Genomic DNA, 13,901 nt, shown 5'->3' on the forward strand with positions numbered 1-13,901 from the left:
GGTGCCGCCCCGGCGCGCGCCCCCCCCCCACCCCGAGGTCACATCACGTGCGGGAACGGGCCCCAGCCGTGGCCGAGCTGCTTGGGCGTGGAGAGCGCGAGGCCGTTGTTGGGGTAGTAGAGCAGGTCACCTGCGGCGTCGACGCCGAGCACGTCGGCGTGTCCGTCGCCGCTGAAGTCGGAGGCGAAGACCTGGCTGAACGGGCCCCAGCCGTGGCCGAGCTGCTTGGGCGTGGAGAGCGCGAGGCCGTTGTTGGGGTAGTAGAGCAGGTCACCTGCGGCGTCGACGCCGAGCACGTCGGCGTGCCCGTCGCCGCTGAAGTCGGAGGCGAAGACGTGCTTGAACGCGCCCCAGCCGTGGCCGAGCTGCTTGGGCGTGGAGAGTGCCAGTTTGTTGTTGGGGTAGTACCAGAGGTCGCCTCCGGCGTCGACGCCGAGCACGTCCGCGTGCCCGTCGCCGCTGAAGTCCGCGGCCATGACGTGCTTGAACCCGCCCCAGCCGTGCCCGATCTGCTTGGGCGTGGAGAGCGCGAGGCCGTTGTTCGGGTAGTAGAGCAGGTCACCTGCGGCGTCGACGCCGAGCACGTCCGCGTGCCCGTCGCCGCTGAAGTCGGCGGCCATGACCTGCTTGAAGGCAGCCCAGCCGTGCCCGATCTGCTTGGGCGTGGAGAGCGCGAGGCCGTTGTTCGGGTAGTAGAGCAAGTCACCGGCGGCGTTGACGCCGAGCACGTCGGAGTGGCCGTCACCGCTGAAGTCCGACACCCGTTCGAGGTCGGCCTCTTCGCCGCAGTTGCGGCTGGTGACGTTGCGCCAGGTTCGCGACGACCCGGTGTAGGTGACACCGTCGAACACCGCGGCGACGCGTTCCGCGCCCGCGTACCCCCAGGTGGCGCTGCCGTCGCCGTTGGCGTCGAAACCCTGCTCGTAGTGCAGGTGCGGGTGGCCGTTCGAGGTGGGCCCGCTCTTGCCGACCCGGCCGATCAGCTGGCCCTGCGCGACCCGTGCGCCGACCCCGACCGCACGCGAGTCCAGGTGCAGGTAGGTGGTGAAGTGGCCGCCGCCGTGGTTGATCTGGATCATGTGGCCGGCGTTGTCGTGGTAGGTGGACTTGTTCACCGTGCCGGCCGCCGGCGCCAGCAGCGCCGCGCCCAGCGTGCCCACCTGGTCCGGCTCGCGCACCATGTCCAGCGCGGGGCTGTGCGCCCAGGTGTCGAGCCGCCACTCCTGCCCGCACTCGAACGGCAGCTGGAACGACGGCGCCGCGTGCGCCGGTGACGCGAAGACGACGGCCGCCAGTCCGGTCGCGGCGACCAGACAAGCACTGGTGACGGCGCGGAATCGTGCCGTTCTCCCCCGTAACATTCGAGGTCCTCCCCATGGTCCTGTGATGCGTGGCAAGCCGGGCTCGTCCCGGCGGGCCACACCACAGTAGGAAGGCGACGACCGCTCGACTGTCCGGCGAACGCCCCACACCACGCCGGCTCAGTCGCGCCGGTCGTCCTTGGTCGCGCCGGTCTCGCGTTCCCGTTCGGTCGAGGCGAGGGCCTTCTCGGTCGTCTCGTCCGGGGGCACGCGGTGCTTGGCCGGCCGGAGGATCGAGAAGTGCGACTCGTCGCGCATCCGCTCCACCATGTGCGGGTAGTGCAGCTCGAACGCGGGCCGCTCGGACCGGATCCGCGGCAGCTCGGTGAAGTTGTGCCGCGGCGGCGGGCACGTCGTCGCCCATTCGAGCGAGTTGCCGAAGCCCCACGGGTCGTCGCGCTCGGCCGGGTCGCCGAACCGGTAGCTGCGCAGCACGTTCCACACGAACGGCAGCACGGACGCGCCCAGCAGGAACGCCCCGATCGTGGAGATCGTGTTCAGCAGCGTGAAGCCGTCGCTGGCGAGGTAGTCGGCGTACCGGCGCGGCATGCCGATGTTGCCCAGCCAGTGCTGGACCAGGAACGTCATGTGGAAGCCGAGGAACGTGGTCCAGAAGTGCAGCTTGCCCAGCGGCTCGTTGAGCATCCGCCCGGTCATCTTGGGGAACCAGAAGTAGATGCCCGCGTAGGTGGCGAACACGATCGTGCCGAACAGCACGTAGTGGAAGTGCGCCACCACGAAGTACGTGTCCGTGACGTGGAAGTCCAGCGGCGGTGAGGCCAGGATGATGCCGGTCAACCCGCCCAGCAGGAACGTGATCAGGAACCCGATGCTGAACAGCATCGGCGTCTCCAGCGTGATCTGCCCCTTCCACATGGTGCCGATCCAGTTGAAGAACTTGATGCCCGTCGGCACCGCGATCAGGAACGTCATCAGCGAGAAGAACGGCAGCAGCACCGCGCCGGTGGCGAACATGTGGTGCGCCCACACCGCCACCGACAGCGCGCCGATGGCGAACGTGGCGAAGACCAGCCCCTTGTAGCCGAACAGCGGTTTGCGGCTGAACACCGGGAAGATCTCGCTGACGATGCCGAAGAACGGCAACGCGACGATGTACACCTCCGGGTGGCCGAAGAACCAGAACAGGTGCTGCCACAGGATCACCCCGCCGTTCGCGGGGTCGAACACGTGCGCGCCCAGGTGCCGGTCGGCGGCCAGCCCCATCAGGGCCGCGGTGAGGATCGGGAACGCGATCAGGATCAGCAGGCTGGTGACGAAGATGTTCCAGGTGAAGATCGGCATCCGGAACATGGTCATGCCGGGTGCGCGCAGGCAGCACACCGTGGTCACCATGTTGACCCCGCCCAGGATCGTGCCGAGACCGGACACGGCCAGGCCCATGATCCACAGGTCCGGTCCGATGCCCGGCGCGTGCACCGCGCTGCTCAACGGCGTGTAGGCGGTCCAGCCGAAGTCCGCCGCGCCGCCCGGCGTGAGGAACCCGGCCATCACGGTCAGCCCGCCGAACAGGAACAGCCAGTACGAGAACGCGTTGAGCCGGGGGAACGCCACGTCCGGCGCGCCGATCTGCAGCGGCAGGATGTAGTTGGCGAAACCGAACAGGATCGGCGTCGCGTACAGCAGCAGCATGATCGTGCCGTGCATGGTGAACAGCTGGTTGTACTGCTCGGTCGACAGGAACTGCAGGCCCGGCCGGGCCAGCTCGCCCCGGATGAGCAGCGCCATCAGGCCGCCCGCCATGAAGAACATGAACGACGTCGTCAGGTAGAGCAGCCCGATCTGCTTCGGGTCCGTCGTCCTGAGCATGCCCAGCAGCACGGCGCCCTTCGACCGTCGACGGGCCGCGCCCGGATGGGTGATCACGGGTTCCGGCTTGAGCGCGGTCATGCCGCCTCCTTCTCACGACGACGTGAGCCAGACCACATGTTCCTCCGGTCCCGGGCGCGGGGCAAACGCTCAGCCCGGCCCCGGGGCCTTGACCTGCGGTTCCGTCCGGCTCTGCGGGATCGAACCCGGCGTCGCCGAGGGTGCGATCGAACCGGGCGCGATCGAACCGGGCGCGGTCGAACCGGGCGCGGTCGAGTCCGCTGTCGTCGAGTCCTGCGCGATCGCGCCGGAGGCCCGTTCGAGGAACCGCAGCAGCTCCACCGGGAACGGCAGCACCAGCGTCGAGTTCTTCTCCGCGGCCACCTCCACGATCGTCTGGAGGAGCCTCAGCTGGAGCGCGGCGGGCGTCTCGGCCATCGTGGCGGCGGCCTCGGACAGCTTCTTCGACGCCTGCAGCTCGCCGTCCGCGGTGATGACCCGCGCCCGCCGTTCCCGCTCGGCCTCGGCCTGCCGCGACATGGACCGCTTCATGGCCTCCGGCAGCGCCACGTCCTTGATCTCGACCCGGTCGATCTCGATGCCCCAGGCCAGCGCCGGGTTGTCGATCATCAGCTCCAGGCCCTGGTTGAGGCGTTCCCGGTTGGACAGCAGGTCGTCCAGCTCGCTCTTGCCGATGATCGAGCGCAACGACGTCTGCGCGACCTGGAGCATGGCGAACCGGTAGTCCTCGACGTTCACCACGGCCCGCACCGGGTCGACCACCTTGAAGTAGACGACCGCGTCCACGCGCACGGTGACGTTGTCGCGGGTGATGCCGTCCTGCGCCGGGATCGGCTGGGTGACGATCTGGAGGTTCACCTTCCTGAGCCGGTCGATACCCGGCACGACCATGGTCAGCCCCGGCCCGCGCAACGCGGGTCGCACCCTGCCGAAGCGGAAGACCAGGCCCTGTTCGTACTGCTTGACCACACGGGCGCTGCTCGCGAGCCCGACCGTGATCAGGCTCAGCACGCCGATGACGATGTCCAGGATCATGGCGACCATCTCCCTGGTCAGAGGGTACGCCCGGCATCCCGGCAGGCGGACGTTTCCTCCCCGGCTCGGAGGGGGAGTTAGGGTCGGTCGTATGCAGACCTGGTCATCAATTCCAGTCCCGCGGGTAGCGGGTGAGCCGCGTCCGCTGCGGCTGTTCGACACCGCCACCGGCGAGGTGCGCCCGACCGCCCCCGGTGACACCGCCAGGCTGTACGTCTGCGGCATCACCCCGTACGACGCGACCCACCTGGGGCACGCGGCCACGTACCTGGCGTTCGACCTGGTGCACCGGGTGTGGCTGGACAACGGCCACGACGTGCACTACGTGCAGAACGTCACCGACATCGACGACCCGCTGCTGGAGCGGGCCGAGCGGGACCAGGACGACTGGGTCGTCCTCGGCATGCGCGAGACCGCGCTGTTCCGCGAGGACATGGTGGCGCTGCGGGTGCTGCCGCCGCGCGAGTACATCGGGGCCGTCGAGGCGATCCCCGAGGTGGTCGAGGCCATCGCGAAGCTGCTGGCCGGCGGCGCCGCGTACAAGGTGGACGACCCGGAGTACCCGGACGTGTACTTCGACCGGTCGGCGACGGGTCGGTTCGGCTACGAGTCGAACTACGACCAGGAGACGATGAACCGGTACTTCGCCGAACGCGGCGGCGACCCGGACCGGCCCGGCAAGCGCCACCCGTTGGACGCCCTGCTGTGGCGTGCCGCCCGACCGGGTGAGCCGTCGTGGCCGTCCGAGCTGGGCGAGGGCAGGCCCGGCTGGCACATCGAGTGCAGCGCCATCGCGTTGAACCGGCTCGGCACGGCGTTCGACGTGCAGGGCGGCGGGTCGGACCTGATCTTCCCGCACCACGAGTTCTCCGCCGCGCACGCCGAGGCGATCACCGGCGAGCACCCGTTCGCGCGGCACTACGTGCACGCGGGCATGATCGGGCTGGACGGCGAGAAGATGTCCAAGTCCCGCGGCAACCTGGTGTTCGTGTCCAAGCTGCGGGCGGAGAAGGTCGACCCGAACGCGATCCGCCTGGCGTTGTTCGCGGGCCACTACCGCACCGACCGGCCGTGGAGCGCCGAACTGCTGGCGTCGGCCCGGTCCCGGCTGGCGACGTGGCGTCACGCGGCGTCCCTGCCAGCGGGCCCGAGCGCGGCGGACACCGTCGCCCGCCTCCGCGACCACCTGGGTGACGACCTCGACACGCCCCGCGCGTTGGCGGCGCTGGACGCGTGGGCGGCGGAGGCCCTGTCTTCCGGCGGCTCGGACGCCACCGGGCCGACGCTGTTCCGCGCGGCGGTCGACTCGCTGCTGGGTGTCGAGCTGTAGCGGTCGTTCTGTAGCGGTCGTTCGCCTCACGAGAATGGGGCCGCCCCCGAAGAGGCGGCCCCACACCCGTCAGTCGGCTCAGACGTCGAGCGTCCAGCTGTTGAGGGTGCCCGTGTCCAGCAGTGCCTGGTCACGGACGCGCAGCTTCCAGACACCCGCGGCGGCCTCGGACGAGGCGTTCACGGTGTAGGTCTGGTTGATGTTGTCGGTGCCACCGCCGGTGCGGTTGTGCAGGTTGTAGACCGTGCCGTCGGGTGCGACCAGGTCCACGATCAGGTCACCCTTGTAGGTGTGCCGGATGTCGACCGCCACGGTGGTGGTGGCCGACGCGGTGCCGCCGCAGTTCAGCGTGATCGAGCTGCTGACGTCGGAGTTGTCGCCGATGGCCACGTCCGTGCCGTTGGTCACCGGGTCGCACCCGCTGCCGACCGCCGCGACCGTCCACGTGAACGTGGTGGTGCCGGTGGCGGACGCCGAGTCGGTCACGGTCGCGGTCACCGAGGAGGAGCCGACGGTCGTCGGCGTGCCGCTGATCAGGCCGGAGGCGCTGATCGACAGGCCGGCGGGCAGCCCGGTGGCCGAGAACGCGTACGGCGCGGTGCCGCCGGCGGCGGTCAGCTGCAGGCTGACAGCGGTGCCGACGGTGGTCGTCTGGCTGCCCGGGTTGACCACTGACGGGGCGCCGGGGGCGCTGGTGCCGGTGTAGAGCAGCTTGTTCGGCGAGCCGGTGCCCGGACTGGTGACCTTGTCCGAGGTGGCGGCGGCGACGATCGCCGCGTTCACCGTCGGCGGGGTCGCCGTCGGGTTGTCCGCCAGGTACAGCGCGGCCGCGCCGGCGACGTGCGGCGACGCCATCGACGTGCCGCTGATCGTGTTGGTGGAGGTGTCGTTGGTCATCCACGCCGAGGTGATGCCCTCACCGGGCGCGAAAACGTCCGTGCAGGTGCCGAAGTTCGAGAACGAGGCACGCGCGTCGGTGCGGGTCGAGGCGTTCACGCTCAGCGCCTCGGCGACCCGCGCCGGCGAGTAGTTGCACGCGTTGGCGTTCGAGTTGCCCGACGCCACCGCGTACGTGATGCCCGCGGCGATGGAGTTGCGCACCGCGGTGTCCAGCGCGGTGTCCACGCCGCCGCCCAGCGACATGTTCGCGACCGCCGGCTTGACCGCGTTCTGGGTGACCCAGTTGACGCCGTTCACCACGCCCGCCGTGGTGCCGGAGCCGGAGCAGTTGAGCACCTTGACCGCGATGAGCTGCACGCCCTTGGCGACGCCGTGCGCGGTGCCGCCGACGGTGCCGGCGACGTGGGTGCCGTGGCCGTTGCAGTCGGTGTTGTTGGTGTCGACCGAGTTGAAGCCCCAGGTGGCCCGGCCGCCGAAGTCCTGGTGGGTGGTCCGGATACCGGTGTCGATGATGTACGCCCGCACGTTGCTCGCGGTCGTCGAGTAGTTGTAGGCGCTGTCCAGCGGCAGGTTGCGCTGGTCGATCCGGTCGATGCCCCACGACGGCGGGTTCGGCTGGACCGCGTCCACCGACACGGGCAGGTCGGCCTGCACGAACGCCACCCGCGGGTCGGCGGCGAGCCGCCTGGCCTGCGAGGCGGACAGGCTGGCGTGGAAGCCGTTGAGCGCGTGCTGCCAGGCCACCCGGACCCGGCCGCCGTACTGGTCGACCAGCGCGGACGCGGTCGACGCGGACGCCGACCTCGGCGACGCGGAGTCGTTCAGGGCCACGATGTAGGAACCGGGGACGGCGTCGTCGCGCTCGGCGCCGAGCACGGTGCCCTCGGCTGCCGCCACTCCGGTGTTCGCGAAGGCCAGCGCGGCGGCCGACACGGCGGCCAGGCCGAGCACGGCCAGTCTTCTGGTGGTTGTTCGAGCGTCTCCCATGGCAGGGTTCTCCCTCGGGCAGGGCTGCGCGGCCGTGCCTGGCGGGTGCGCCGGTCGGCCGAGCGTGCAGGGTTGGGGACGTTCGCGCGAACGAGTGGAGCGACCTGGTCACATGCATGGTCGGGACAAAACCGACCCACGAGTAGCCCCGTTAGTCGTAACTACGTCGAATCGGGACCGATCACTACGGTTCGACTCGCCCGAACGCCGGCGGGTCAGGAGCCCAGGTGCTCGTCCCGGTACGCCCGCCACTGCTTGAGCAGGTTCGGCAGCTGGCCGTGGACGAACTCGAAGAACATCAGCGTCTCGGCGATGCGCTTGCCGGCGGGCGTCTCGGCGCCGAGCGCGCCGATGCCCTCCCTGAGCGGTCCCTGCATGCGGCGCATCATCTCGTCCCGGCGGAACAGCGCCTCGTACCAGAGGTCGTCGAACAGGCGGTAGAGGTCACGGCGCGTGCCCGTCTCCCGTTCCCGGCTGACCAGGTTCACCTGGGTGAGGTACCGGATGGCACCGGAGATCGCGGCGGGCGACACCCGCAGCAGATCGGCGAGCTCGGCGGCGGTCATCTCACCGGAGTCGCTGGCCAGCAGGGCGACGAACACCCGTGACGGCATCCTCGGCATACCGGTCTGGGTGAACACCGAGGAGAAGCGCTCGATGAAGCGCAGCACCGCCTGGTCGTCCCGCTCGCCCACCTGTGTCACCGCCGGATCATCCCTTCGTGGTCCTCTGAACGGGTGGCAGTTTATACGCTTCCTTAACTTCACGACTTTGTGAATCGACTGTAGCTTGAGGCTCATGACAGCTGCGATATCCGTGTCGGGCCTGGTCAAGACGTTCGGCCCGACGCGTGCACTGGACGGTCTGGAGCTGACCGTCCGACAGGGGGAGGTGCACGGCTTCCTCGGCCCGAACGGGTCGGGCAAGTCGACGACTATCCGCGTCCTGCTGGGTCTGCTGCGCGCCGACGCGGGTTCCGCGTCGCTGCTGGGCGGCGATCCGTGGCGCGACACCGCCGAGCTGCACCGCAGGCTGGCCTACGTGCCGGGGGACGTGAGCCTGTGGCCGAACCTGACCGGCGGCGAGGTGATCGACCTGCTGGGCAGGCTGCGCGGCGGGCTGAACGAGAAGCGCCGGGCCGAGCTGCTGGAGCGCTTCGAGCTGGACCCGCGCAAGAAGGGCCGCACCTACTCCAAGGGCAACCGGCAGAAGGTGGCCCTGGTCGCGGCGCTGGCCTCGGACGTGGAGCTGCTGATCCTGGACGAGCCGACCTCCGGGCTGGACCCGCTGATGGAGGCCGTGTTCCAGGAGGCGGTCAACGAGTTGCGCGGCGAGCGGACCGTGCTGCTGTCCAGCCACATCCTGGCCGAGGTCGAGGCGCTGTGCGACCGGGTCAGCATCATCCGCAACGGCCGCACGGTCGAGACCGGCACGTTGGCCGACCTGCGCCACCTGACCCGCACCAGCGTCTCGGCGGAGCTGGTCGGCGCGCCCAACGGCCTGGCCGACCTGCCCGGCGTGCACGACCTGCGGGTGGAAGGGCTGCGGGTGCGGTTCGAGGTGGACACCGACCACCTGGACACCGCGCTGCGCGCGTTGGTCGGCAGCGGTGTCCGCACGCTGACCAGCCAGCCGCCCACGCTGGAAGAGCTGTTCCTGCGCCACTACGAGGACGAGCTGCCGGCCGGGGAAGTCAAGGGGGCGATGTCGTCGTGACCGGGCTCGGCTCGCTGGTGCGCCTGGCCCTGCGCCGCGACCGGCTGCTGCTCGCCGTCTGGATCGTCGGCATGGTCGGCATCACGCTGTCCACCGCGTCGACCGTGGGGGAGCTGTACGGCACGGCCGAGTCGCGACAGCAGTTGGGTGCCACGGCGGGCAGCAACCCGGCGTTCCTGGCGATGCTCGGCCCGCTGCACGACGCGTCGACCACCGGCGGCGTGCTGGCCTGGCGGTGGGGCGTGTTCGGCGCGCTGCTGGTCGGCCTGATGAGCATGTTCCTGGTCACCCGGCACACCAGGGCCGAGGAGGAGACCGGCCGGTTGGAGCTGATCGGCTCGGCCGTCGTCTCGCGGCACGCGCCGCTGGCCGCGGGCGTGGTGGTCGCGGTGCTGGCGAGCACGGTGATCGGCCTGCTCGTGGGGCTCGGCCTGGCCGGTCTGGGCCAGTCGTCGGCCGGGGCGTTCGCGTTCGGTCTGGCGTTCGCGTCCGTCGGCTGGGTGTTCGCCGGTGTGGGCGCGGTCAGCGCGCAGCTGTCGGAGAGCGCCCGCACGGCGAACTCGATCTCCGGCGGCGTGCTCGGCGTGGCCTACCTGCTGCGGGCCGTCGGCGACGCGGCGGGCGACCAGGGGCCGACGTGGCTGACCTGGCTGTCGCCGCTGGGCTGGCTGGAGCACACCAGGGCGTTCGCGGGGGACCGGTACTGGGTGTTGCTGCTCCCGGTGGCGTTGTTCGCGGTGCTGCTCGTGGTCGCCTCGACGTTGGTGACCAAGCGCGACATCGGCGGCGGCCTGGTGCCGACCAGGCTCGGCCCGGCCCGCGCGCCCGGCTCGTTGACCAGCGCGTTCGGCCTGGCCTGGCGGTTGCAGCGGGGCATGCTGATCGGCTGGACGATCAGCCTGTTCGTGCTCGGCGCGGTCTACGGGTCGGTCGCGCGCGGTGTGGAGGAGATGCTGGAGGCCAACCCGGCGCTGGAGAAGATCATCTCCCAGATGGGCGGCACCGGCGCGATCGTGGACGTCTACCTGGCGTCGATCATCGGCATCATCGCCCTGTTCAGCGCCATCTACGTGGTGCAGTCGACGTTGCGGCTGCGCGCCGAGGAGACCGAGTTCCGTGCCGAGCCGGTGCTGGCCACGCCGGTCAGCCGGTTCGCGTGGGTCGGCAGCCACCTGTTGTTCGCCACCGCCGGCACGGCCGTCGTGCTGGCCGCCGCCGGTGTGGGCGCGGGTCTGGTGCACGGCGCGCGGGTCGGTGACGTCGGCGGGCAGGTCGTCCGGCTGGCGGGCGCGGCGTTGACGCACGTGCCGGCGGTGTGGGTGGTCGCGGGCATCGCGTTGGTGCTGTTCGCGCTGGTGCCGAAGCTGTCGTCGGCGAGCTGGGCGGTGATCGTGGTGTTCCTGGTGCTCGGCCAACTCGGGCCGCTGCTCCAGCTCGACCAGTGGGCGATGGACCTCTCGCCGTTCACGCACATCCCGAAGGTGCCGGGCGCGGACGTGACCGCCGGGCCGCTGCTGTGGCTCACGGCGATCGCGGCGGCGTTGGTGGCGGTCGGGTTCGCCGGTTTCCGCCGGCGGGACGTCGGCTGAGGTCTGAAAGGACTCTTTCGAAAGAGTCCTTTCAGGTATACCGTCGGGGTAATGGATCTCCCACGGCCCCGACGGGTCACCGATGTCGACGCGCTGAAGGCGCTGGCCCACCCGCTGCGGGTGTCGCTGCTCAACCACCTCCTGGCGGTCGGTCCCCGTACGGCGAGCGAGTGCGCCGAGGCGGTCGGGTCGACCGCCTCCAACTGCAGTTGGCACCTGCGGCAGCTGGCGAAGTCCGGGTTCGTGGAGCGCGTCGAGGCCGGTGACGGGCGGGAACGGCCGTGGCGGGCCACCTCGGTCGGCTACGACGTCGGCGCGTTCGACGACGACCCGGAGGTCCGCACCCAGCAGGACGCCCTGCTCGCGCTGGGGCTCAACGAGGACAACCGGCTGGTGCAGCGGTTCCTGGACCGGCAGCACGAACTGCCGCGCGAGTGGCTGGAAGCCTCCGCGATGCACGGCTACACGGTCAACGTCACCGCCGAGGAGCTGATCGGCCTGCTCGGCATGATCGACGACATCCTGCGCCCGTACCTGGTGCCGGTGCGCGAGGACGTGCCCGAGGGCGCCCTGCCCGCCCACGTCGGTATCCGGGCCTTCCCGCGGTGAACGGGCCGCTGGGGGTGCCGGCCTTCCGCCGGCTGTGGATCGCGGGGTTCGTCTCCGAGATCGGCGACTGGGTGCTGCTGGTCGCCCTGCCGGTGTACGTGTACCAGCGCACCGGCTCCACGGCGGCGACCGCGACGACGTTCGTGGTGGCGCTGCTGCCGAGCCTGGCCCTGTCGCCGCTGGCCGGGGTGCTGGCCGACCGGTGGGACCGGCGGAAGCTGATGCTGCTGGTCAGCCTCGCCCAGGCGGTCACCCTGCTGCCGCTGCTCACCGGCGATCTGGTGCTGCTGAACGTGGTGATCGCGGTGCAGGCGGGGCTGGCCGCGTTGTTCGAGCCCGCCAAGAACGCGCTGCTGCCGACGCTCGTGCCGCGTGAGCAGGTGCCGGCGGCCAACGGGCTGGTGGGCCTGAACGGCAACCTGGCCCGGCTGGTCGGCGCGTCGCTGGGCGGCCTGGTCCTCGGGTACACCGGGCTGCCGGGTGTGGTGCTGGCGGACGTGGTGTCGTTCCTGCTCGCGGCGGCCTTGTTGGCGACGCTCGGCACCAGGGACCCGGCACGTGAGGCGGGGAAGCCCGCGTGGCGGGCCTGGCTGGACGGCCTGCGCGAGATCCGGGGCCCGCTGCGGCCGATGGTCGCCGTGGTCGGGCTGATGGCGACGAGCCAGGGCCTGTTCGTGGTGCTGTTCGTGGTGTTCGTGGCCGAACGGCTCGGTGGTGGCGCGGCCGAGGTGGGGCTCCTGCGCGGCGTCCAGGCGGTCGGCGGGTTGCTCGGCGGTCTGCTGGTCGGCGTGCTGGCGCGGAAACTCGCGCCGGGCAGGCTCCTGGGCGTCGCGTTGGTCGGCTTCGGCGTGGTCGCCGCGCTCGGCTGGAACGGGCCGCACCTGACCACCGCGCTGGTGTTCTATCTGGCCGCGTTCGTGGTGGTGGGCGTGCCGGGCGTGATCGCGGGCGCCGGGATGATGTCGGTGCTCCAACTGCACGCGGCCGACGAGGTGCGCGGCCGGGTGATGGCGACGTTCGTCAGCCTCTACGACGGCGGTCAGGCGCTCGGCATGGTGCTGGCCGGCGCCCTCACTCCCGTCCTCGGCCTGTCCGTGCTGCTCAACGCCCAGGCCGCGCTCTACCTCGCGGCCGGTGCGCTGGCACTGGCCACCCTCGACGTGAAGCCGCTGCCCGGTCGTCCCGGTCGTCTCAGCCGTCTCAGTCGTCGAGGAACGTGACGTCGACCCGGGCCGGCCGGTCCGGGTCGCTGACGATGTCGAGCGCGACGATCCGGCCGTGCGCGATGGCGCCACGTCACGTTCAGCGGCGCGCGGCGACCGTGTCAGGGCGTGACCGGTCGTGGTGGAGCAGCAGCACGGGTGGCACGGCCAGCACCAACCCGGCCGGCACGAGGAACGCGCTCACCGGGTCCAAGTGGTACAGCGGCACGAACGCCACCGGTGACACGGCACCGCCCAGGAACCGCAGCGACTGCACCACCGACACCGCACCGCCCCGGTTGCCGCCGTCCGCGGACAGCACCAGGGCGTTCAAGCCGACGATCACCGCCTGGCTGAACGCGCCCGCCACCGCCCACAGCACCCCGACCGCCACCACGGACGGCAGCACTCCGACACCGGCCAGCAGCACGCCGCCGACCGCCGCCCCGGACAACGCGCACCGCCGCGCCCCGAACCGGTCGATCGACCACCCGGTGAGCCGCGCGGTGAAGATCCCGACCAGCCCGAACCCGGTCAGCACCAGCCCGCGCTGCCCCGCGCTCAACCCGAACGAGTCACCGAGCCGCAGCGCCACCAGGAACGACAGCCCGCCCAGACACCCCCACGCCACGAACCCGACCGCGGCCAACCGCAGCGTCGGCAGCCGCCAGGCGCTGCGCAGACGTGGCCGGTCACCACCGCGCGGCGGGTCGGCGGGCAACCCCACCACCGCCAACGCGCCCGCCACCACCGCCGCGCCCACGAACGCCCACCGCCACGACGCCTCCGCCGCCAACCCGCTCAGCAGCGGCGCCGACGTCTGCCCGGCGGCCTGCATGGACGCGAACACACCCAGCGCGCGCCCCAGCCGGGCCTGCGGCGTCACCGCCGCGATCGTCGCCAACAGCAAGGGAGTGGTGAACGCGTTCGCCGCGCCCTGCAGGGCACGGCCGCCGATCAACACCGGGAACGACCACGCCACCGCGCACAGCACCGACGCCACGACGTACCCGCCGTACGCGAGCAGGACCGTCCGCCGTGCGCCCCACCGTTCACCGAACGTGCCCGACACCAGCATGAACAGCGCGAACGGCACCATGTACCCGGTCAACGTCGCCGCCGCCGACCCCGCCGAGACACCGAAGTCCGCACCGACCTCGGGCAGCACGGACGACGTCATCGCGCCGCCGAAGGGCCCCAGGAACCCGCCCGCGTACAGCGCCGCCAGCCGGACTCGGGCAGCCGGTCGCGGCTGGCCGGCCGGTAGGTCGCGGTCAGCCGGTCGCACCGGGTCACCCAATCACACCCGCTCAGCCGCTCGGAT

At 71.1% G+C, this 13,901-nt stretch carries 11 protein-coding genes; 5 read left to right on the forward strand and 6 right to left on the reverse strand.

Going from position 1 to position 13,901, the window contains the following annotated elements; all coding sequences use genetic code 11:
* Positions 1-38: 38 nt before the first annotated feature.
* The 3 genes from FM051_RS07850 to FM051_RS07860 form a co-directional block, all read right to left on the reverse strand.
* Positions 39-1,361 carry an FG-GAP-like repeat-containing protein gene (locus tag FM051_RS07850; protein WP_158842214.1) on the reverse strand — a complete coding sequence of 441 codons (1,323 nt, stop codon included), beginning with the start codon at positions 1,359-1,361 and terminating at the stop codon, positions 39-41.
* Positions 1,362-1,481: 120 nt separating this feature from the next.
* Complete coding sequence (gene ctaD, locus FM051_RS07855) at positions 1,482-3,269, reverse strand: aa3-type cytochrome oxidase subunit I (RefSeq protein ID WP_158842216.1); 1,788 nt, start codon at positions 3,267-3,269, stop codon at positions 1,482-1,484.
* A gap of 69 nt (positions 3,270-3,338) precedes the next feature.
* Positions 3,339-4,244, reverse strand: a complete 906-nt coding sequence (locus FM051_RS07860) for a slipin family protein (protein ID WP_158842385.1) — start codon at positions 4,242-4,244, stop codon at positions 3,339-3,341.
* Positions 4,245-4,335: 91 nt separating this feature from the next.
* On the opposite strand from FM051_RS07860, the gene mshC reads away from it, so the two are divergent.
* On the forward strand, positions 4,336-5,574 hold the full coding sequence (gene mshC, locus FM051_RS07865; RefSeq protein ID WP_158842218.1) for a cysteine--1-D-myo-inosityl 2-amino-2-deoxy-alpha-D-glucopyranoside ligase: 1,239 nt from the start codon (positions 4,336-4,338) through the stop codon (positions 5,572-5,574).
* A gap of 78 nt (positions 5,575-5,652) precedes the next feature.
* Here the strand turns inward: mshC and FM051_RS07870 are convergent, their stop codons facing one another.
* Positions 5,653-7,461 carry a S8 family peptidase gene (locus FM051_RS07870; RefSeq protein ID WP_158842220.1) on the reverse strand — a complete coding sequence of 603 codons (1,809 nt, stop codon included), beginning with the start codon at positions 7,459-7,461 and terminating at the stop codon, positions 5,653-5,655.
* A 215-nt stretch (positions 7,462-7,676) separates the two neighbouring features.
* Positions 7,677-8,165, reverse strand: coding sequence for a GbsR/MarR family transcriptional regulator (locus FM051_RS07875; RefSeq protein WP_158842222.1), 489 nt, complete (start codon positions 8,163-8,165; stop codon positions 7,677-7,679).
* A 94-nt stretch (positions 8,166-8,259) separates the two neighbouring features.
* Here FM051_RS07875 and FM051_RS07880 point away from each other — a divergent pair, with 94 nt between their 5' ends.
* Genes FM051_RS07880 through FM051_RS07895 form a run of 4 tightly spaced genes read left to right on the forward strand, consistent with a single transcriptional unit; the run spans position 8,260 to position 12,595 of the window.
* Positions 8,260-9,177 carry an ABC transporter ATP-binding protein gene (locus FM051_RS07880; protein WP_158842224.1) on the forward strand — a complete coding sequence of 306 codons (918 nt, stop codon included), beginning with the start codon at positions 8,260-8,262 and terminating at the stop codon, positions 9,175-9,177.
* On the forward strand, positions 9,174-10,766 hold the full coding sequence (locus tag FM051_RS07885; RefSeq protein ID WP_158842226.1) for an ABC transporter permease: 1,593 nt from the start codon (positions 9,174-9,176) through the stop codon (positions 10,764-10,766). The genes FM051_RS07880 and FM051_RS07885 overlap by 4 nt, the downstream gene beginning before the upstream one ends.
* 51 nt (positions 10,767-10,817) lie before the next feature.
* Positions 10,818-11,375, forward strand: a complete 558-nt coding sequence (locus FM051_RS07890) for an ArsR/SmtB family transcription factor (protein ID WP_158842228.1) — start codon at positions 10,818-10,820, stop codon at positions 11,373-11,375.
* Positions 11,372-12,595, forward strand: coding sequence for an MFS transporter (locus FM051_RS07895; protein ID WP_158842230.1), 1,224 nt, complete (start codon positions 11,372-11,374; stop codon positions 12,593-12,595). The genes FM051_RS07890 and FM051_RS07895 overlap by 4 nt, the downstream gene beginning before the upstream one ends.
* A gap of 82 nt (positions 12,596-12,677) precedes the next feature.
* On the opposite strand, the gene FM051_RS07900 is transcribed toward FM051_RS07895, so the two are convergent.
* Positions 12,678-13,865, reverse strand: coding sequence for an MFS transporter (locus tag FM051_RS07900; RefSeq protein ID WP_238412220.1), 1,188 nt, complete (start codon positions 13,863-13,865; stop codon positions 12,678-12,680).
* Between the last annotated feature and the right edge of the window lie 36 nt (positions 13,866-13,901).

It is taken from the genome of Saccharothrix deserti, from assembly GCF_009769385.1.
Taxonomy (GTDB): Bacteria; Actinomycetota; Actinomycetes; order Mycobacteriales; family Pseudonocardiaceae; genus Actinosynnema; species Actinosynnema deserti.